This window comes from Streptococcus oralis, from assembly GCF_004127215.1.
Taxonomy (GTDB): Bacteria; Bacillota; Bacilli; order Lactobacillales; family Streptococcaceae; genus Streptococcus; species Streptococcus oralis_BD.
The window spans coordinates 1-18,148 of the sequence record NZ_QEWJ01000001.1; the positions used below are offsets into that span (position 1 = coordinate 1).

20 protein-coding genes and 1 pseudogene are annotated in these 18,148 nt (G+C 39.8%); 11 read left to right on the plus strand and 10 right to left on the minus strand.

Annotation, left to right across the window (positions count from 1 at the left end; genetic code table 11):
- From DF216_RS00005 to DF216_RS00055, 11 genes and pseudogenes are all read left to right on the plus strand, one after another.
- Positions 1–136 (plus strand): annotated as a pseudogene (locus DF216_RS00005) (AI-2E family transporter); the annotation flags it as partial.
- A 131-nt stretch (positions 137–267) separates the two neighbouring features.
- Complete coding sequence (locus tag DF216_RS00010; protein WP_001146400.1) at positions 268–960, plus strand: YjjG family noncanonical pyrimidine nucleotidase; 693 nt, start codon at positions 268–270, stop codon at positions 958–960.
- A gap of 61 nt (positions 961–1,021) precedes the next feature.
- Positions 1,022–1,675, plus strand: a complete 654-nt coding sequence (locus DF216_RS00015; RefSeq protein ID WP_001164853.1) for a uracil-DNA glycosylase — start codon at positions 1,022–1,024, stop codon at positions 1,673–1,675.
- A 9-nt stretch (positions 1,676–1,684) separates the two neighbouring features.
- A complete protein-coding gene (locus DF216_RS00020; protein WP_001135768.1) occupies positions 1,685–2,149 on the plus strand; it encodes an NUDIX hydrolase in 465 nt (154 codons plus the stop codon).
- Positions 2,150–2,161: 12 nt separating this feature from the next.
- A complete protein-coding gene (locus DF216_RS00025; protein ID WP_049505821.1) occupies positions 2,162–3,430 on the plus strand; it encodes a dihydroorotase in 1,269 nt (422 codons plus the stop codon).
- A gap of 41 nt (positions 3,431–3,471) precedes the next feature.
- The gene (locus DF216_RS00030) at positions 3,472–4,812 is read left to right on the plus strand and encodes an MATE family efflux transporter (RefSeq protein ID WP_129325528.1); all 1,341 of its coding nucleotides are present in this window, start codon (positions 3,472–3,474) and stop codon (positions 4,810–4,812) included.
- Between the two features lie 178 nt (positions 4,813–4,990).
- Positions 4,991–5,959, plus strand: coding sequence for a thiamine pyrophosphate-dependent dehydrogenase E1 component subunit alpha (locus DF216_RS00035; RefSeq protein ID WP_000105373.1), 969 nt, complete (start codon positions 4,991–4,993; stop codon positions 5,957–5,959).
- A gap of 16 nt (positions 5,960–5,975) precedes the next feature.
- Positions 5,976–6,968 (plus strand): alpha-ketoacid dehydrogenase subunit beta, encoded by a 993-nt coding sequence (locus DF216_RS00040; RefSeq protein ID WP_008808674.1) that lies wholly within the window; start codon positions 5,976–5,978, stop codon positions 6,966–6,968.
- 108 nt (positions 6,969–7,076) lie between these two features.
- Positions 7,077–8,120 (plus strand): dihydrolipoamide acetyltransferase, encoded by a 1,044-nt coding sequence (locus DF216_RS00045; RefSeq protein ID WP_000752714.1) that lies wholly within the window; start codon positions 7,077–7,079, stop codon positions 8,118–8,120.
- 41 nt (positions 8,121–8,161) lie between these two features.
- Entirely contained in the window at positions 8,162–9,865 is a 1,704-nt protein-coding gene (gene lpdA, locus DF216_RS00050; protein ID WP_084878281.1) for a dihydrolipoyl dehydrogenase, read from the plus strand.
- 59 nt (positions 9,866–9,924) lie between these two features.
- The gene (locus DF216_RS00055) at positions 9,925–10,914 is read left to right on the plus strand and encodes a lipoate--protein ligase (protein ID WP_129325529.1); all 990 of its coding nucleotides are present in this window, start codon (positions 9,925–9,927) and stop codon (positions 10,912–10,914) included.
- A 77-nt stretch (positions 10,915–10,991) separates the two neighbouring features.
- Here the strand turns inward: DF216_RS00055 and xerS are convergent, their stop codons facing one another.
- From xerS to DF216_RS00105, 10 genes are all read right to left on the minus strand, one after another.
- Positions 10,992–12,062 carry a tyrosine recombinase XerS gene (xerS, locus tag DF216_RS00060; protein WP_125828125.1) on the minus strand — a complete coding sequence of 357 codons (1,071 nt, stop codon included), beginning with the start codon at positions 12,060–12,062 and terminating at the stop codon, positions 10,992–10,994.
- A 139-nt stretch (positions 12,063–12,201) separates the two neighbouring features.
- A complete protein-coding gene (locus DF216_RS00065; protein ID WP_001148767.1) occupies positions 12,202–12,492 on the minus strand; it encodes a hypothetical protein in 291 nt (96 codons plus the stop codon).
- On the minus strand, positions 12,473–12,865 hold the full coding sequence (locus DF216_RS00070) for a hypothetical protein (RefSeq protein WP_129325530.1): 393 nt from the start codon (positions 12,863–12,865) through the stop codon (positions 12,473–12,475). Before DF216_RS00070 ends, DF216_RS00065 begins: the two co-directional genes overlap by 20 nt.
- Complete coding sequence (locus DF216_RS00075) at positions 12,847–14,091, minus strand: hypothetical protein (protein WP_129325531.1); 1,245 nt, start codon at positions 14,089–14,091, stop codon at positions 12,847–12,849. The genes DF216_RS00070 and DF216_RS00075 overlap by 19 nt, the downstream gene beginning before the upstream one ends.
- Complete coding sequence (locus DF216_RS00080; RefSeq protein WP_164978974.1) at positions 14,091–14,522, minus strand: hypothetical protein; 432 nt, start codon at positions 14,520–14,522, stop codon at positions 14,091–14,093. The genes DF216_RS00075 and DF216_RS00080 overlap by 1 nt, the downstream gene beginning before the upstream one ends.
- Before the next feature lie 23 nt (positions 14,523–14,545).
- Positions 14,546–14,911, minus strand: a complete 366-nt coding sequence (locus tag DF216_RS00085) for a hypothetical protein (RefSeq protein WP_129325532.1) — start codon at positions 14,909–14,911, stop codon at positions 14,546–14,548.
- Positions 14,911–15,354 (minus strand): hypothetical protein, encoded by a 444-nt coding sequence (locus DF216_RS00090; RefSeq protein WP_129325533.1) that lies wholly within the window; start codon positions 15,352–15,354, stop codon positions 14,911–14,913. The genes DF216_RS00085 and DF216_RS00090 overlap by 1 nt, the downstream gene beginning before the upstream one ends.
- A gap of 104 nt (positions 15,355–15,458) precedes the next feature.
- Positions 15,459–15,881 carry a hypothetical protein gene (locus DF216_RS00095; RefSeq protein WP_061453640.1) on the minus strand — a complete coding sequence of 141 codons (423 nt, stop codon included), beginning with the start codon at positions 15,879–15,881 and terminating at the stop codon, positions 15,459–15,461.
- Positions 15,882–16,063: 182 nt separating this feature from the next.
- Complete coding sequence (locus tag DF216_RS00100) at positions 16,064–16,507, minus strand: MepB family protein (protein ID WP_129325534.1); 444 nt, start codon at positions 16,505–16,507, stop codon at positions 16,064–16,066.
- 84 nt (positions 16,508–16,591) lie between these two features.
- The gene (locus DF216_RS00105) at positions 16,592–18,142 is read right to left on the minus strand and encodes a ClC family H(+)/Cl(-) exchange transporter (protein ID WP_129325535.1); all 1,551 of its coding nucleotides are present in this window, start codon (positions 18,140–18,142) and stop codon (positions 16,592–16,594) included.
- Between the last annotated feature and the right edge of the window lie 6 nt (positions 18,143–18,148).

Sequence of the window (18,148 nt, forward strand, 5' to 3'; positions counted from 1 at the left end):
GCTTGCGGCTGCTAGTATTGGAGGCAATCTCTTTGGCTTACTTGGGATGATATTCTTTACACCGATATTTGCTGTTATCTATCGATTGGTTAAGGAATTTGTCGTTGCAAAGGAAAATCAGCTAGATAAAAAATAAATTTAATGAGACTTGTTAAATAAATTATCTGTGTGAAAGAAGAAAATAAAATAATTACTTGGACTTTGTCTCTTTTCCTGTTTTGAAGGTTCATGAGACTATTTTATCTCCTTAGAAAGGAAAACTTCAAATTGCCCTACAAATTTCTACTCTTCGACCTTGACCACACCTTGCTTGATTTTGATGCTGCTGAGGATGTGGCTTTGACGCAACTTCTAAAGGAAGAAGGAGTTGCGGACATTCAAGCCTATAAAGACTATTATGTTCCTATGAACAAGGCTCTCTGGAAGGAGTTGGAGCAAAAGAAAATCAGTAAACAAGAGCTGGTTAACACGCGCTTTTCTCGTCTATTTGCGCATTTTGGACAGGAAAAAGACGGTAGGTTACTTGCTCAGCGTTACCAATTTTACTTAGCCCAACAGGGACAAACTCTTTCGGGTGCTCATGAACTCTTGGACAGCCTCATCGAACGTGATTATGATTTGTATGCTGCGACAAATGGGATTACTGCCATCCAGACGGGTCGTCTGGCTCAATCAGGTCTGGCTCCCTATTTCAACCAAGTCTTTATCTCTGAGCAGTTGCAAACGCAAAAACCTGATGCACTATTCTATGAAAAAATTGGTCAACAGATTACTGGATTTTATAAAGAAAAGGCCCTGATGATTGGAGATTCTCTAACCGCCGACATTCAAGGTGGCAATAATGCTGGAATTGATACTATCTGGTACAACCCTCATCGCCTTGAAAATCACACACAAGTCCAGCCAACTTATGAAGTCCATTCTTACCAAGACTTGCTGGATTGTTTAGATAAACTGTAAAAAGTGGTTTAGATAGCCACTTTTTGCTATAATAGAGGCAGTAAAAATGAAGGAGTTGGCGATGCAACACTCATCATGGCATGCTTTGATTAAGGAGCAATTACCTGAAGGTTATTTTGGGAAAATCAATCAATTTATGGAACAGGTCTATGCTCAGGGAACTGTTTATCCACCTAAGGAAAAAGTTTTTCAGGCTCTCTTGACTACACCGCTTGAAGAAGTGAAGGTGGTGATTCTAGGGCAAGACCCCTATCACGGGCCAGGTCAAGCGCAGGGTTTGAGTTTTTCTGTACCTGACTCAATCCCAGCTCCGCCGTCCTTGCAAAACATTTTAAAAGAATTGTCAGATGATATCGGCGTTAAGAAATCTCATGATTTGACGTCTTGGGCTGAGCAGGGAGTCTTGCTTCTCAATGCTTGCTTGACGGTTCCTGCTGGGCAGGCCAATGGTCATGCTGGGCAGATATGGGAGCCATTTACAGATGCTGTGATTCGGGTTGTCAATAATCTAGACAGACCTGTAGTCTTTGTACTCTGGGGTGCTTATGCACGCAAGAAGAAGGCCTTGGTTACCAATCCTCACCACTTGGTTATCGAATCAGCCCATCCTAGTCCTTTATCGGTTTATAGAGGATTTTGGGGTTCCAAGCCTTTTTCCAAGGCCAATGCATTCTTAAAAGAGACAGGACAAGTGCCAATCGATTGGTTTAGATAAGGAGAGAATATGCCTCAGTTAGCGACGATTTGCTACATTGATAACGGAAAAGAACTGCTCATGCTCCATCGCAATAAGAAGCCCAACGATGTCCATGAAGGCAAATGGATTGGTGTGGGTGGAAAGCTAGAGCGAGGTGAGACTCCACAGGAATGTGCAGCGCGTGAAATCCTCGAAGAAACAGGGCTCAAAGCCAAGCCGGTTCTAAAAGGTGTTATCACTTTTCCAGAATTCACACCAGATTTAGACTGGTACACCTATGTTTTTAAGGTGACGGAGTTTGAGGGTGACTTGATTGACTGCAACGAGGGAACTTTAGAATGGGTTCCCTATGATGAAGTTTTGAGCAAGCCAACTTGGGAGGGTGATCACACTTTTGTTGAGTGGCTTTTAGAAGATAAACCCTTCTTTTCAGCCAAGTTTGTTTATGATGGGGATAAATTATTGGATACCCAAGTTGATTTCTATGAATAAAGGAGAAAGCAAATGCTACTAATCAAAAATGGTCGTGTAATGGATCCCAAGTCTGGTTTGGATCAAGTGTGTGATGTTTTAGTGCAAGATGGGAAAATTGTCAAAATAGATGCCGAAATCAAGGAAGAAGGAGCAGAGCTAATTGATGCTACTGGTCTTGTAGTTGCGCCTGGACTAGTGGATATTCATGTTCATTTCCGTGAACCTGGTCAAACCCACAAGGAGGACATCCATACTGGGGCACTAGCGGCTGCTGCAGGTGGTTTTACAACGGTTGTCATGATGGCTAATACTAGTCCAACCATTTCGGACGTAGAGACTTTGAAAGAAGTTCTCCAGTCTGCTGCCAAGGAAAAGATTAACGTCAAGACAGTTGCGACTATTACCAAGAACTTTAATGGCCAAGACTTGACAGACTTTAAGGCTCTTTTAGAAGCTGGAGCCGTTGGTTTTTCAGATGATGGAATTCCGCTTGAAAGTAGTAAAGTGGTTAAGGAAGCAATGGTAGAAGCCAAAAAACTCAATACCTTTATCTGCCTTCATGAGGAAGATCCAGGTTTGAATGGAATTCTTGGCTTTAACGAAAACATCGCTAAAGAACATTTCCATATCTGTGGAGCGACAGGAGTGGCTGAGTACGCTATGATTGCGCGCGATGTTATGATTGCCTATGCAACCAAGGCCCATGTTCACATCCAGCATTTGTCTAAGGAAGAAAGTGTCAAGGTGGTGGAGTTTGCTCAAGGACTAGGTGCGCAGGTCACAGCAGAAGTAGCGCCACAGCATTTCTCTAAGACAGAAGCTCTTCTTTTAACTCAAGGAAGCAATGCCAAAATGAATCCTCCACTTCGTTTGGAGTCAGACCGTCGTGCCGTTATCGAAGGTCTCAAGTCAGGTGTTATCACAGTTATCGCAACGGACCACGCGCCTCACCATGCAGATGAGAAAAATGTTGAAGATATCACCAAAGCACCATCTGGTATGACAGGTTTGGAAACCTCTCTTTCTCTTGGTTTGACTTATTTGGTGGAAGCTGGTGAGTTGAGCTTGATGGAATTGCTAGAAAAAATGACTGTCAATCCAGCCAAGCTTTACAACTTTGAAGCAGGTTACTTGGCTGAGAATGGTCCAGCGGATATCACTATCTTTGACGCTAAGGCTGACCGCCTTGTGGACTCCCATTTTGCGTCAAAAGCAGCTAATTCCCCATTTATCGGTGAAACTTTAAAAGGGCAGGTTAAATATACCATCTGCAAGGGACAAATTGTCTACCAAAACTAGATGGGATTCTGCTCTAGAAACTATAAGAATAGAGAGCGTATATGTATCCAACCCATCAATTTAAAGACAAGTTTGTCTTATTTCTTAAGATATTTTTCCCTATTCTGATCTATCAATTTGCCAATTATTCTGCCTCTTTTGTTGATACAACCATGACTGGGCAGTACAATACCATGGACTTGGCGGGGGTGTCAACCGCAACGAGTCTATGGAATCCTTTCTTTACTTTTTTAACAGGGATTGTTTCGGCCATGGTTCCCATCATAGGCCATCATCTGGGACGGGGCAAAAAGGAAGAAGTAGCATCTGATTTTTACCAATTTATCTACTTGGCTTTCGGACTGTCTTTGGTCTTGCTTGGAATGGTAGTATTCTTAGCGCCACCTGTCTTAACCAACATCGGACTAGAAGCTCAAGTGGCGGCAGTTGCAGTTTCCTATCTTTGGTACCTGTCTATTGGAATTATTCCCTTGTTGCTGTTCAGTGTCATTCGCTCTTTGTTGGATTCTCTTGGATTGACCAAGCTATCTATGTACCTCATGCTCCTATTACTTCCGCTCAATAGTGGTTTTAACTATCTCTTGATATATGGAGCTTTCGGTTTCCCTGAGCTTGGTGGCGCAGGAGCAGGACTAGGAACTTCACTAGCCTATTGGGTTTTATTGGGGATTTCTATTCTTGTTTTATTCAAACAAGAAAGGTTAAAAGCGTTACATCTTGAAAAACGCATTCCACTAAATATAGATAAAATCAAGGAAGGTGTTCGATTAGGTCTACCAATCGGGGGAACCGTATTTGCTGAAGTAGCCATTTTCTCCGTGGTTGGACTAATCATGGCTAAGTTTTCATCGCTCATCATTGCCAGTCACCAGTCAGCTATGAATTTTTCGAGTCTCATGTATGCTTTTCCTATGAGTATTTCCTCTGCTATGGCGATTGTTGTGTCTTACGAGGTGGGGGCCAAACGTTTTGAGGATGCAAAAATCTATGCTCGTCTGGGGAGAGTAACCGCCCTTATTTTTGCAGGTCTTACCCTATCTTTTCTCTACATTTTTAGAGATCGTGTAGCAAGTCTATATGGGAATGACTCTCAGTTCATTGAAACAACTGCTGTATTTCTAACCTACAGTCTCTTTTTCCAGCTAGCTGATACCTTTGCGGCTCCGCTCCAAGGAATTTTAAGAGGGTATAAGGACACTATCGTTCCTTTCTATCTTGGCTTAATCGGATATTGGGGAGTAGCGATACCACTAGGATATCTACTAGATCAAGTAACTGACTTAGGGGCATTTGCCTACTGGATTGGGTTAATTGCCAGCTTGATTGTTTCTGGTTGTTTGTATCAATGGCGTCTGAAAAACGTAATGAAAAGATTGAGCTAATTTTTGGAAAATATCCTGAAAAAGCACTTTGTGAAAAAATACTCTAACTAGAGAGAATCCCTGTTTTAACAGGGGTTTATTTTTTTATATTGTGAATTTTTATTAGCCATATACTTTGACAGCGTATACTAAAAAAGGTAAAATAGTAAGGTAAGTACAAAGTTAGAAAGGCAAGATTATGTCAACTTTAGATAAGAATCTTTTGCTAGAGATGTTCCGTAAGATGGAAGAAATCCGTCGCATGGACTTAAAAATCGCTCAGTTAGTGAAAAAGGGGAAAGTTCCCGGTATGACTCACTTTTCTGTCGGAGAGGAAGCTGCTAACGTCGGAGCGATGCTGGCTCTTAATCCAGATGATCTGATTACCTCAAATCACCGTGGACACGGGCAAGCTATTGCTAAGGGGATTGACCTCAACGGAATGATGGCTGAAATCCTCGGGAAATACACTGGAACCTGTAAAGGAAAAGGTGGTTCTATGCACATCGCTGACCTGGATGCTGGGAACCTCGGTGCCAATGGTATCGTTGGTGGTGGTATGGGAATCGCTGTCGGTGCAGCCCTCAGTCAACAAATGCAAAACACTGGAAAAATCGTCGTTTGCTTCTTTGGAGATGGTGCGACCAACGAAGGTGTCTTCCACGAAGCAGTCAACATGGCTTCTATTTGGAACTTGCCAGTTGTTTTCTACTGCATTAACAACGGTTATGGGATCTCTGCGGATATCAAGAAAATGACCAATGTAGAGCATATCCATCAACGTAGTGCGGCATATGGAATTCCTGGAATGTTTATCGAAGATGGGAACAACGTCATCGATGTCTATGAAGGATTTAAGAAAGCTGTAGATCATGTTCGTGGTGGCAATGGCCCAGTCTTGATCGAAAGTGTAACCTATCGCTGGCTTGGCCACTCATCATCTGACCCTGGTAAATATCGTACTCGTGAAGAAGTGGAATTGTGGAAACAAAAAGACCCAATCGAAAACCTTCGCAAATACCTCATTGAAAACAATATTGCAAGTGCAGAAGAATTGGAAGAAATTCAAGCACAAGTCAAGGAAGCAGTAGAAGCTTCTGTTAAATTTGCTGAAGAAAGCCCATTCCCACCACTAGAATCAGCATTTGAAGATATTTACGCAGACTAAGGAGAAAGAGATAAAAATGGAAACAAAAACAATGTCGTTCCGTGACACCATTATCCTTGCTATGTCTGAGGAAATGCGTCGCGATGAAAATGTATTCTTGATGGGAGAAGACGTCGGTGTCTTTGGAGGAGACTTCGGAACTTCTGTTGGAATGCTCGAAGAATTTGGTCCAGAACGTGTTCGTGACTGTCCGATTTCTGAAGCTGCTATCTCAGGTGCAGCAGCAGGAGCAGCCATGACAGGACTTCGTCCAATCGTCGATATGACCTTCATGGACTTCTCGGTCATTGCCATGGACAATATCGTCAACCAAGCTGCTAAAACACGTTACATGTTTGGTGGGAAAGGTCAGGTTCCAATGACTGTCCGATGTGCAGCTGGTAACGGAGTTGGTTCTGCAGCTCAGCACTCTCAGTCTCTAGAGTCTTGGTTCACACACATCCCAGGTCTTAAGGTTGTAGCTCCAGGTACACCTGCTGACATGAAAGGACTTCTCAAGTCTTCTATCCGTGATAACAACCCTGTTATCATCCTTGAATACAAGTCAGAATTTAACCAAAAAGGGGAAGTGCCAGTTGATCCAGACTATACAATCCCACTTGGGGTTGGGGAAATCAAACGCGAAGGTACAGATGTAACAGTCGTTACTTATGGAAAAATGCTTCGCCGTGTGGTTCAAGCTGCTGAAGAATTAGCAGAAGAGGGAATTTCAGTTGAAATTGTGGACCCACGTACCCTCGTTCCACTTGATAAGGATATCATCATTAACTCAGTGAAGAAGACTGGTAAGGTCGTTCTGGTCAACGACGCCCACAAAACAAGTGGCTATATCGGAGAGATTTCAGCTATTATTTCAGAATCAGAAGCATTTGATTATCTAGACGCACCAATCCGCCGTTGCGCCGGAGAAGATGTGCCAATGCCTTACGCGCAAAACCTTGAAAATGCAATGATTCCAACAGTTGAAAGCATCAAAGATACAATCCGTAAGACATATAACAAAGAATAATACATAATATAAGTTATGTAAATAAAATAAAAAAGACGAGAAACTTTGTATCTTTTAGGTGCAGAACTCTTTTCGTCCTTAATATCTTAGTATAGAATTGGAGAGGTCATGGCTGATGACAAGCTAAGAGCGACTCCTGCGGCTAGAAAGTTAGCGGATGATCTAGGAATCAACCTCTACGACGTTTCTGGCTCAGGTGCAAACGGTCGTGTCCACAAAGAAGACGTGGAAACTTATAAAGACACAAACGTGGTTCGCATTTCGCCACTTGCAAAACGAATTGCCCTTGAACATAACATTGCTTGGCAGGAAATCCAAGGAACAGGTCACCGTGGTAAGATCATGAAGAAGGACGTTTTGGCCTTGCTTCCTGAAAATATCGAAAACGACACCATCAAGTCTCCTGCTCAAATCGAAAAAGTGGAAGAAGTTCCAGACAATATCACTCCTTATGGTGAGATTGAGCGTATTCCAATGACACCAATGCGTAAGGTTATCGCGCAACGTATGGTTGAATCTTACCTAACTGCGCCAACTTTCACACTCAACTATGAAGTTGATATGACTGAAATGCTGGCCCTTCGTAAGAAGGTTCTTGATCCGATTATGGAAGCGACTGGTAAGAAGACTACTGTAACAGACCTTCTTTCACTCGCTGTTGTGAAAACATTGATGAAACACCCATACATCAACGCTTCATTGACAGAAGACGGCAAGACCATTATCACTCATAACTATGTCAACCTTGCGATGGCAGTTGGTATGGATAATGGATTGATGACACCTGTTGTCTATAATGCTGAAAAAATGAGCTTGTCAGAGTTGGTCGTAGCCTTTAAGGATGTGATTGGTCGTACCTTGGACGGTAAATTGGCTCCAAGCGAACTGCAAAATTCAACCTTCACAATCAGTAACTTGGGAATGTTTGGCGTTCAGTCCTTCGGTCCGATTATTAACCAACCAAACTCAGCTATCCTCGGGGTTAGCTCAACAGTTGAGAAACCTGTAGTTGTCAATGGTGAGATTGTTATTCGTCCTATCATGAGCCTGGGGTTAACTATTGACCACCGTGTCGTAGATGGTATGGCTGGTGCTAAGTTTATGAAAGACTTGAAAGCCTTGATTGAGAATCCGATCTCAATGTTGGTTTAAGTCAGCTATTGTTATTTTAGAGATTTAGAAGGAAGTAAGACATGGCCTTAGAAGTAATTATGCCAAAAGCCGGCGTAGATATGACAGAAGGACAAATTGTCCAATGGAATAAAAAAGTCGGTGAATTTGTAAAAGAAGGAGAAATCCTTTTGGAAATCATGACTGACAAAGTCAGCATGGAATTGGAAGCCGAAGAAGATGGATACTTGATTGCCATCCTTAAAGGAGATGGTGAAACTGTTCCAGTAACTGAAGTTATCGGTTACCTTGGAGAAGAAGGGGAAAACATCCCAACAGCTGGCGCAGCTGCGCCAGAATCAAAACCTGCACCTGCAGCTAGTGCCTCAAACGACGATGGTAAGAGCGATGATGCCTTTGATATCGTTGTGATTGGTGGAGGTCCTGCTGGTTATGTTGCAGCCATTAAAGCTGCCCAACTCGGTGGGAAGGTTGCCCTTGTTGAGAAATCTGAACTCGGTGGAACGTGTTTGAACCGTGGCTGTATCCCAACGAAGACCTACCTTCACAATGCTGAAATCATCGAAAATATCGGTCATGCAGCAAACCGAGGTATCGTCATCGAAAATCCAAACTTCACTGTAGATATGGATAAACTTTTAGAGACAAAATCTAAGGTTGTCAATACTTTGGTTGGTGGCGTTGCGGGTCTTCTTCGCAGCTACGGAGTTACAGTTCATAAGGGTGTTGGTACTATCACTAAAGATAAGAATGTCTTGGTAAATGGTTCTGAATTGCTTGAAACCAAGAAAATTATCCTTGCTGGTGGTTCAAAAGTCAGCAAGATTAACGTCCCTGGTATGGAATCTCCACTTGTGATGACCAGCGATGATATTCTTGAAATGAACGAAGTTCCAGAAAGCCTCGTAATCATCGGTGGTGGGGTTGTCGGTATCGAACTCGGCCAAGCATTCATGACATTTGGTTCAAAAGTAACTGTTATCGAAATGATGGACCGTATCGTTCCAGCTATGGATGCGGAAGTGTCTAAGAATCTTCGCTTGATTCTTGAGCGTAAAGGTATGACTATCTTGACAGGTACAAAATTGCAAGAAATCATCGAAGAAAATGGTCAACTTCGTATCAAGGTTGAAGGAAAAGACGATATCATCGCTAGCAAAGCTCTTCTTTCAATCGGTCGTGTGCCAGACCTTGAAGGAATTGGTGATGTTGAGTTTGAATTGGATCGTGGACGTATCAAGGTCAACGAATACATGGAAACTTCTGTTCCTGGAATCTACGCACCAGGTGACATCAACGGTACTAAGATGTTGGCGCACGCAGCCTTCCGCATGGGTGAAGTTGCCGCTGAAAATGCCCTCAAAGGAAATCATGCTGTTGCGAAACTCAACTTGACTCCTGCAGCCATTTACACTCTTCCTGAAGTAGCAGCAGTAGGTCTGACTGAAGAACAAGCCCGTGAGAAATACGATGTAGCCATCGGTAAATTCAACTTTGCTGCCAACGGACGTGCAATTGCATCAGATGCGGCTCAAGGTTTCGTAAAAGTTATTGCTGATAAGAAATACGGAGAAATCCTTGGTGTGCACATCATTGGTCCTGCAGCTGCAGAATTGATCAACGAGGCATCAAGCATCATCGAAATGGAAATCACTGTTGAGGAAATGCTGAAGACCATCCACGGACACCCAACCTACTCTGAAGTGATGTACGAAGCATTTGCAGATGTTCTAGGAATGGCCATCCATTCACCAAAGAAAAAATAAAACGAAGATAGACTAGGCTGGAAAGATGTTTTCCAGTCTCTATCGTATAAAGGGATATCATGAAATACATTATCAATCATTCAAACGACACTGCCTTTAATATTGCCTTGGAAGAATATGCCTTTAAACACCTTTTGGATGAGGATCAAATCTTCCTACTTTGGATTAACAAACCATCTATCATTGTTGGGCGTCACCAGAATACTATCGAAGAAATCAACCGTGATTATGTTCGCGAAAATGGTATTGAGGTAGTCCGCCGTATCAGTGGTGGTGGAGCTGTTTATCACGATTTAAACAACCTCAACTACACAATCATCTCAAAAGAAGATGAAAACAAGGCTTTTGACTTTAAGAGTTTTTCAACTCCAGTAATCAATACCTTGGCTCAACTTGGTGTTAAAGCAGAGTTTACAGGCCGCAATGACCTTGAGATTGACGGAAAGAAATTCTGTGGAAATGCCCAAGCCTATATCAATGGACGTATCATGCACCATGGTTGCTTGCTCTTCGATGTTGATTTGTCAGTCCTTGCCAATGCTCTGAAAGTTTCAAAAGATAAATTTGAGTCAAAAGGTGTGAAATCCGTCCGTGCCCGTGTAACCAATATTATCAATGAATTACCAGAAAAAATCACAGTTGAAGAATTCCGTGATTTGCTATTGGAATACATGAAAAAAGAGTACCCAGAGATGACAGAATACGTTTTTTCTGAGGAAGAATTGGCTGAAATCAATCGCATCAAGGATACCAAGTTTGGAACTTGGGACTGGAACTACGGCAAATCACCTGAATTTAATATTCGTCGTGGAACAAAATTCACTAGTGGTAAAGTGGAAGTCTTTGCCAATGTTCTCGAATCAAAAATCCAAGATATCAAGATTTATGGTGACTTCTTTGGTATCGAAGACGTTGCAGCTGTAGAAGATGTCCTTCGTGGAGTGAAATACGAACGAAAAGATGTCCTTAAGGCACTAGAAACTATTGATATTACACGCTACTTCGCGGGTATCAGCCGAGAAGAAATCGCTGAAGCAGTAGTAGGATAAAAAGAAAAAAGAAGTTGCTAAAATATACAACTTCTTTTTTTGTGGCGTAGTACACGTAATTATAATTATGTATTATTTCATAAACTATCCAAAGCATTCTTTTGTTCATCATTGACGATATGGGTATAGAGGTCAGTGACTTGTGTGCTGGCATGTCCTAGCTGATGGCTAACCAAAACTTGCGATTTAGTAGCATCATAGAGCCTAGTTGCCAGGGTATGGCGTAGTTTGTGTGGAGTTACACGGACTTTGAAGTCCTCAGAGTACTTAGCAACCATCTTTTCAACACTAGAAGCATCGATACGATTGGGAACGCCACGATATAAGGTCAGAAAGAGTGCTGTATCAGTCTTTTCCGTCTTATAGCGTTGATTTCTAATGGCGAGATAATTCTCTAGGTAAGGCTTGGCAAAGGCAGCGACATTAACTGAGTCTCGTTTACCCCCTTTCCGAGTGACATCAATAACCATCATTCTGAGATTAAGGTCTCTTAGATCCAGATTAACCGCTTCAGATAAGCGAACACCAGACGCCAAGAGAAGGGCAATAATAGCCAAATCACGTTCTTTATTCTTATTAAATGATGAGAGAGCGCGATTTGAGAGCTGTTGTGGGTACTCCTGGTCGATATAGGTTAGAAAACCTTCTGTTTCATCACCTAAAAAGAGTTTTTGCTTGATGTTTTCAGCTCTGGCAGCAAGGGTTTCTTTCTTTTTCTTAGTTGAAACTTTCTTCATTACATTACGATAGAAATAGGGCTCTCCTTGGTCGTTTTCAACTTCCTCAGTTAGATACTTGTAAAGACTGGACAATGCTGACAAGGTCCGATTGATGGTTGTCTGAGAAACACCTTGCTTGGTTGTATTAGCATTCAGCAAAGGCCGTTCTCGTAGATAAAGGATAAAGGATTCCATATCTTTCTTTGACATGTTTTCCAAGACCGATAAAGGAATATCAGCTATTTTATCAGCGTTTGAAATTCCAGACTCTAAAACCCAGTTAAAAAATCGATCGTATTCCTTGAGGTATTCGTACAAGGTTGTAAAACTATAAGGGACAGCAAGCTTAGATTGGTAGTATTCCAGAACATACCAGGGCATGATTTGTTTTAGTTTATCGATTCGTTCTAGTAAAATCTCACGTTTCATGATTTTCTCCATAAATAAGTCTACTAGTAGTATAGCATAAACTTATATATTTTTCAAGAAAATTATAGTTTTTCGGAAAGATGAAACAAGAAACTTAAAACTAAAGTCTAACTTTCCCCCAGTTATCCTGAACCCTTTATTAAATTTCATCATACTTGAGCAACATATTAGGAATCTTTTCTTCAAGACTCTTGCGAACTTTACCTTGAATTGCAGTGTCCATTTGGCTGTTTATGCTTGTGATGGTTGATTTGGTTTCTGTAGCAATTTTTTTAGCTGCCTTATTAAAGTTTTCTTTTAATTTATTTTTTGCTGTTATTGCTAACTTTGCTTCCGTAATAATTCGGTTTCGTTCCATCATTCGATACATTTGTTTTAGGGCATATTGATATTCTTCATCTGTGTAGTATTCATTCATTGGTGCTTGCATAATCTCTCCTTAGTTTGTGAAATTCTTCGTCTAATTCATTTCTTTTTTTGCGAAATTCCTTATCGTTTTTTTCTATCTCATCTTCGAGTTTAATTCTATGTTCTCGGTATACTTGATCTGAAAAGTGTCTCAGATTTTCTATTTCTGTAAAGTACTCTCTAACATCATCAGCAGTTGAATCAAATTTCCTCAAGACTTGATACATTTTATCAACTTCTTCGGACATCAACTTTTCTAAGTTTGCATTTCGTTCGTTTAAGTCGAATGCTTTGTTATCGAGTTCTTTCTTTTGTTGATAATATTGTTCTTCTAGATTAAACAGTTCTCTCTCTTTCTCTCTAATTTCCTCCCATTTTACATCTTTTCTTTCCATTGTCGAAACTCCTTGGCCAATTGTTTGTCTGTTGCTACCGTTTTTTCGATGACTTCCTGTAATTGTTTATCCAAATTTTCAAATGCTTGGGCGGAAGCATTCATCTTAGTGACTGTTTGATCCGTTTCTGCCTGAAAAGTATCGATAAACTGTGCTTGAGTGATACCTTGGCTAGCAAAAAGGGCCTCAACCTCATAGGGAGCTAATGCTGTGTAGCTCGTAAAGTCGATTTTTGACCAAATTTCTTGTAATTCTTGATTGGCTTTTTTGGCTAGGGCGCTCACTTCATCAGCTCCAGTTCTGGCTGCTGTAGCCATAGATGATGATAAGATAGAACCTTGAGCTGCATCTAAGTATATTTCTTCAGAACTACTAATGCCACCTGATGACCATTTTGATTTCAAGTCCTTGTAATGAGCCATTCCTCGGAGACTGTTGGCATATGCTCGATAAACACCACTGATTAAGGGTTTCCCTCCTTTACCATCTACAAGTTGACCAGTTACAGGATCAAACTCCCAGTCCTCAATTTTATGGCTAGCACCATCAAGCCAGTATATTGTATCAGGCATTTTTAAGAAGGATTTATTAAACCATTCGGGGTGATTGAAATCATTGATAACCACAACATTATCAGACTTTTTACGATAATCTATAAACATAGCTGGATTTTTATCAATAAATGCTTTTTCTTCATTAGAAAGTGAAAGATAAAAGAACCAAGCATTAAAGGTGGTTGTAGGGATGTGGTATTTAGCTCCTACCTTTAGCATATAAGCCCCTTGTGAATAACCAGAAAGTTGACTGACTTCATATCTAGGGTCATCCATAATTTCTTTTACAAATCGGTCCGCTACATAATACTGAGGTGATGTAGATGTCTCCCTTTCTGCAATTGCAGTTCCAACATCAATCTTAGTAGGACTCCCTGGATCCGTTCCTGCAGCAATCACAGCTATACTTTTATAATCCGGTTCACCGTTTACTATAGGAGCTACCGCTAAGCCATCAAAACCTGTTCCTCGGTGAGACTTAGTCGCAACAACACGGAATTCTTGACCATCGGAGGTGGTTATAGTATTGGTTTCATCCGAAAATAACTTATCATCTGTTTTGGATACAACCTTCTTTTCAACTTCCCTTTCAGCATACTCAGAATTTACGCTATAAACATTTTTCCCTTGATTTAATTCATTAAGTTGTTTATCAGTATAACTATACACCATTAATATTCTCCTTCTGAACCGTCTGAATAAACAACTTTTGTGAGTTTATTTGTCTTTCCCAAGTGACTATTCAAAAAATCTCGATCCTCTTTTCTGTTCTCTCTCTCTAAAGATATGTCAGAAATACGTTTATCTTTTTTCGAATAATTAATTTTATATTTTATACTTTTCTCATTAAAAAATAGTTCAACTACGCAAGTCCAACTTCCTGGTGGGTTTGTGTAGTTAGCATTAGAAAAACTAATTTTTTCAATACCCTCATAACTATCTTTTAAGGTTTCAACCAGACTAACTTCATATTCTCTATTTCGACGCTCTTCTTGGGATTTCCCTAACATGCTAAACATAAAAATCCCTCCTGCTGTGATAATTGCGAGTGACAAAACGATTAGTAGCTTTTTATGACTTTTTTTGATGCTGGAATTATTCATTTGGGCTTTTCTCCTTTTTCTTATTATACTATAAAATTAGAATATATTACACTATAATAAGAAAAAGTTGTTTTACATCTGTCAGTCTTAGTAGAACTCTCTGGATCCGTTCCTGCAGCAATCACAGCTATACTTTTATAATCCGGTTCTCCGTTCACTATAGGAGCTACCGCCAAACCATCAAAACCTGTTCCTCGGTGAGACTTGGTCGCAACAACACGGAATTCTTGACCATCGGAGGTGGTTATAGTGTTGGTTTCATTTTCATTTTTTGGAATATCTGTCACAAATTTCTTTTTATTTCTATCTGAAAATTCTTTATTAACACTATAAACAGCAAAATCTTGATTTAAATTATTCAATTGATTATCAGTATAATTAAATGTCATTATTGTTCTCCTGTTTCACCATTTGAATATTGCACTAATACAGTAGATTCTGTTTTACCAATGTGTTTTTTTAGTTTTAACCATTGTTGATTAATTTCTTCATCAGTATTTCCTTTCATAAGGCCATCGTGGTTTTCTTTATAAGTTAATCTGTGATTAATTCCATAAGTTATCATTTGATTATCACTGAACTTTATTTCAATATCACAAGACCATGATCCTGGCTTCTCACTATAATAAGGTTCCGTAATCTTAATCTCTTCAATCCCTTCATAGGAATTTTTTAAAGCATTCACCAAACTAACTTCATACTCTCTATTCCGACGCTCTTCTTGAGATTTCCCTAACATGCTAAAAATAAAAACACCTCCTGCTGTGATGATTGCGATTGACAAAACGATTAATAGTCTTGTATATCTTTTTTTATTGCTGGAATTGTTCATTTAAGCTTTTCTCCTTTTTCTACTTGAAAACTCTCCATTTACAATATAAATAGCAAAATCTTGGTTTAAATTATTCAATTGAATATCAGTATAATTAAATACCATTACTGTTCCCCTCTTTCTTTGTTAGAGTATGTAACCGTAACTGTATTAGTTGTTATTCCTTTTCTTCGGTTAAGAAAATCTCGCTGTCCATAAGTCATACGACCATTGTAATTTTCTATCTCATCTAAGTTATGTAGAATTCCATAGAAAATTTTTTTCCCATCTTCAAACAAAATATCAACCTTACAAGACCAGTCACCAGGAGGGTTCGTATATGTTGGATTGGAAATTTCAATCTCTTCAATCCCTTCATAAGAATTCTTTAAGGAATTCACCAAACTAACTTCATACTCTCTATTCCGACATTCTTCTTGGGATTTCTCTAACATACTAAACATAAAAATACCAACTGCTGTGATAATTGCGATTGACAAAACGATTAATAACCTTTTATGACTTTTTTTGATGCCAGAATTACTCATTTAAGCTTTCCTCCTTTTTCTTATTATACAATATTTTAATTAATTTTAACGATATAAGAAGCAAAAACCGATCTCTGCGCGAGAATCGGTTTTTTAATGTAATTTATTAAGGAATTGAGAACGTAAGAGACATAATATAAATTAAGATTGGAAACTAAACCCTATCTTGTTTTACCAAAAACTTATTCTTCTAATTCGATTTTTTGAAAATAATCCAATTGCCATTTTTGTGTTGCCCGAGCTGTTTTATTTAAATTTGTGCACCAAGGAGGATAAAATCTCATAGACATTTTTCCTTTGCAATTTGTTGTTGAGAGAATTTTTTTATGAATAGCCACCTCTTTTGGAATAATAAATAGTCCCAGCTTATCTTTATCGATGACAACGATAATCAGCTCAGTCCCAAGATCTTCATTAGTATAAGGAACGTTCTTGTTATCTTGGTCTTTTTTCCAGAAAACGGTAAAATATCCTTCTTTTTTCGGTGTTTTCTTTGCTAAGCGGCATCTTTTATATCCTTGCTCTTTCTTTATCTTGATAAGAATGCCTTCGTATTTTTCATTCCATTTTTCTTTAATAAAATCAAAATCACCATAAAATTTATATAACACATCGAGTATTTTCATTATGATGCATATCCTTCCTTATCAAAATCAACAAAATTCCCACGACATGATTTTATTACATAATTTATATTATGTAATAAAACACTACAATAACAAATCTTTTATTTTTCCAATTTCACTTTTTGGAATGACTAAATGAATCATATCGCCCAGATACATTCTGGTTGAGCCATTAACGGTTTGGCTTTTCCCATTATGGACTTGGGTAGTGATGAGAACATTGTGTGGTAAGTTGAGTTCATGGACTTGTTTTCCTGCAATTTTATCTGAAACAGGGATTTCGATAAGAGTTACTTCTCCTTCGTCTGTCGCTTCTTCTGGCAACATTTTCTCCAACATGGCTTCGTATACTGGAGCACCCTTTAGTAAATCCATGATAATGTAGGCTACTAAGGTCACAAGTCCGAGGGGCATAAGATTTCGGATGTCTCCTACCATTTCGGTTACAAGGATCATGGCTGTTAGGGGAGCCTTAGAGATTGCTCCAAAGTAGCCACTCATTCCTAAAATGATAAATATTGGAAATTGTTCTTGACTGACCAGACCAAGATTCACACAAATGACGCCAACTAGGGCACCAAGTAAGGAACCAAGAGCCAGAATAGGTAGGAAAATTCCACCAGGTAATCCACTTCCGTAACTTATCATGCTCCAAACAAAGCGAATAAGGAAGTAGGCAAGTAAGACTTGAAAACTAAAGTTTTGCTCAGTTAGGGAAAGAACTAGTTGATTTCCACCACCGAGAATTTGTGGCAGAAAAATTCCTACTGGTATGATAAGGATAAAAGCTAAGATTGGATAATAAGCTCTATCTAAATGGATTTTTTGACCAAGCCAGTCATAAACTTTGCTGACATTTAGCACAGCTTTCTCATAAAGAAAACCTGATAATCCGAGAAAAATACCCATGAAAAGATAAATCCAGTACTGATCTAGAGTCATGAGAGGGATATTGTCAGGCATATCAAGTACGGGCGTTAGGCCAAATATGAGTAGAGAGACAAAGTTTGCTACAATGCTGGCTGCTAGAGTGGAGACCCAGAAAAATCTTGAAAAGTGATGATAGACTTCTTCAATAACAAAGAGGAGACCTGCAATTGGTGCATTAAAGGCAGCTGCTAATCCTGCTGCAGCACCACTAGCAATCAAGGATCGTTCCTCTACTGGACTGGATTTGAGCCACTTGGCTATACCTTTACCACCAACTGCTCCAAGTTGAATACTTGGCCCTTCCCGACCTAGCATAAGGCCACTGGCAATAGCAAGAATACCTAGAATATATTTCTTCCAGAGAACACCCCACCAATTAAGCGACATGAGTCCTTTTAATTCGGCCTCAACTTGTGGGATTCCTGAGCCTTTGATATCTTTCTCTGAGCGAGTTAATTTAGCACTGAGCCAGCAGATGAGTATGTAAAATAAAACAAGGACAAAAAGATTGCGCACTAGGTGCGCTTGATCTTGATAGAGGCCTTGTATCAGGTGGAAGCCCTTTTCAATTAAGAAACGAAAAGATCCGACAATGAGCCCGACAACTAGCCCGACGATAATTCCTCGCCCAACTTGGGATAATATGGTACTTGAGGCAAAGTCAAATTCTTTCTTGGACCGGAGTATTTCTGACTGTTCCTCCATAATCAT

What these genes read in the sequence shown, in the direction of transcription:
- DF216_RS00085 (WP_129325532.1), bottom strand. Translation starts at nt 14,911, where the DNA reads ATGACATTTAATTATACTGATAATCAATTGAATAATTTAAATCAAGAT.
- lpdA (WP_084878281.1), top strand. Translation starts at nt 8,162, where the DNA reads ATGGCCTTAGAAGTAATTATGCCAAAAGCCGGCGTAGATATGACAGAA.
- DF216_RS00070 (WP_129325530.1), bottom strand. Translation starts at nt 12,865, where the DNA reads ATGGAAAGAAAAGATGTAAAATGGGAGGAAATTAGAGAGAAAGAGAGA.
- DF216_RS00055 (WP_129325529.1), top strand. Translation starts at nt 9,925, where the DNA reads ATGAAATACATTATCAATCATTCAAACGACACTGCCTTTAATATTGCC.
- DF216_RS00100 (WP_129325534.1), bottom strand. Translation starts at nt 16,507, where the DNA reads ATGAAAATACTCGATGTGTTATATAAATTTTATGGTGATTTTGATTTT.
- DF216_RS00035 (WP_000105373.1), top strand. Translation starts at nt 4,991, where the DNA reads ATGTCAACTTTAGATAAGAATCTTTTGCTAGAGATGTTCCGTAAGATG.
- DF216_RS00080 (WP_164978974.1), bottom strand. Translation starts at nt 14,522, where the DNA reads ATGAATAATTCCAGCATCAAAAAAAGTCATAAAAAGCTACTAATCGTT.
- DF216_RS00075 (WP_129325531.1), bottom strand. Translation starts at nt 14,091, where the DNA reads ATGGTGTATAGTTATACTGATAAACAACTTAATGAATTAAATCAAGGG.
- DF216_RS00015 (WP_001164853.1), top strand. Translation starts at nt 1,022, where the DNA reads ATGCAACACTCATCATGGCATGCTTTGATTAAGGAGCAATTACCTGAA.
- DF216_RS00040 (WP_008808674.1), top strand. Translation starts at nt 5,976, where the DNA reads ATGGAAACAAAAACAATGTCGTTCCGTGACACCATTATCCTTGCTATG.
- DF216_RS00090 (WP_129325533.1), bottom strand. Translation starts at nt 15,354, where the DNA reads ATGAACAATTCCAGCAATAAAAAAAGATATACAAGACTATTAATCGTT.
- DF216_RS00095 (WP_061453640.1), bottom strand. Translation starts at nt 15,881, where the DNA reads ATGAGTAATTCTGGCATCAAAAAAAGTCATAAAAGGTTATTAATCGTT.
- DF216_RS00025 (WP_049505821.1), top strand. Translation starts at nt 2,162, where the DNA reads ATGCTACTAATCAAAAATGGTCGTGTAATGGATCCCAAGTCTGGTTTG.
- DF216_RS00030 (WP_129325528.1), top strand. Translation starts at nt 3,472, where the DNA reads ATGTATCCAACCCATCAATTTAAAGACAAGTTTGTCTTATTTCTTAAG.
- DF216_RS00105 (WP_129325535.1), bottom strand. Translation starts at nt 18,142, where the DNA reads ATGGAGGAACAGTCAGAAATACTCCGGTCCAAGAAAGAATTTGACTTT.
- xerS (WP_125828125.1), bottom strand. Translation starts at nt 12,062, where the DNA reads ATGAAACGTGAGATTTTACTAGAACGAATCGATAAACTAAAACAAATC.
- DF216_RS00065 (WP_001148767.1), bottom strand. Translation starts at nt 12,492, where the DNA reads ATGCAAGCACCAATGAATGAATACTACACAGATGAAGAATATCAATAT.
- DF216_RS00020 (WP_001135768.1), top strand. Translation starts at nt 1,685, where the DNA reads ATGCCTCAGTTAGCGACGATTTGCTACATTGATAACGGAAAAGAACTG.
- DF216_RS00045 (WP_000752714.1), top strand. Translation starts at nt 7,077, where the DNA reads ATGGCTGATGACAAGCTAAGAGCGACTCCTGCGGCTAGAAAGTTAGCG.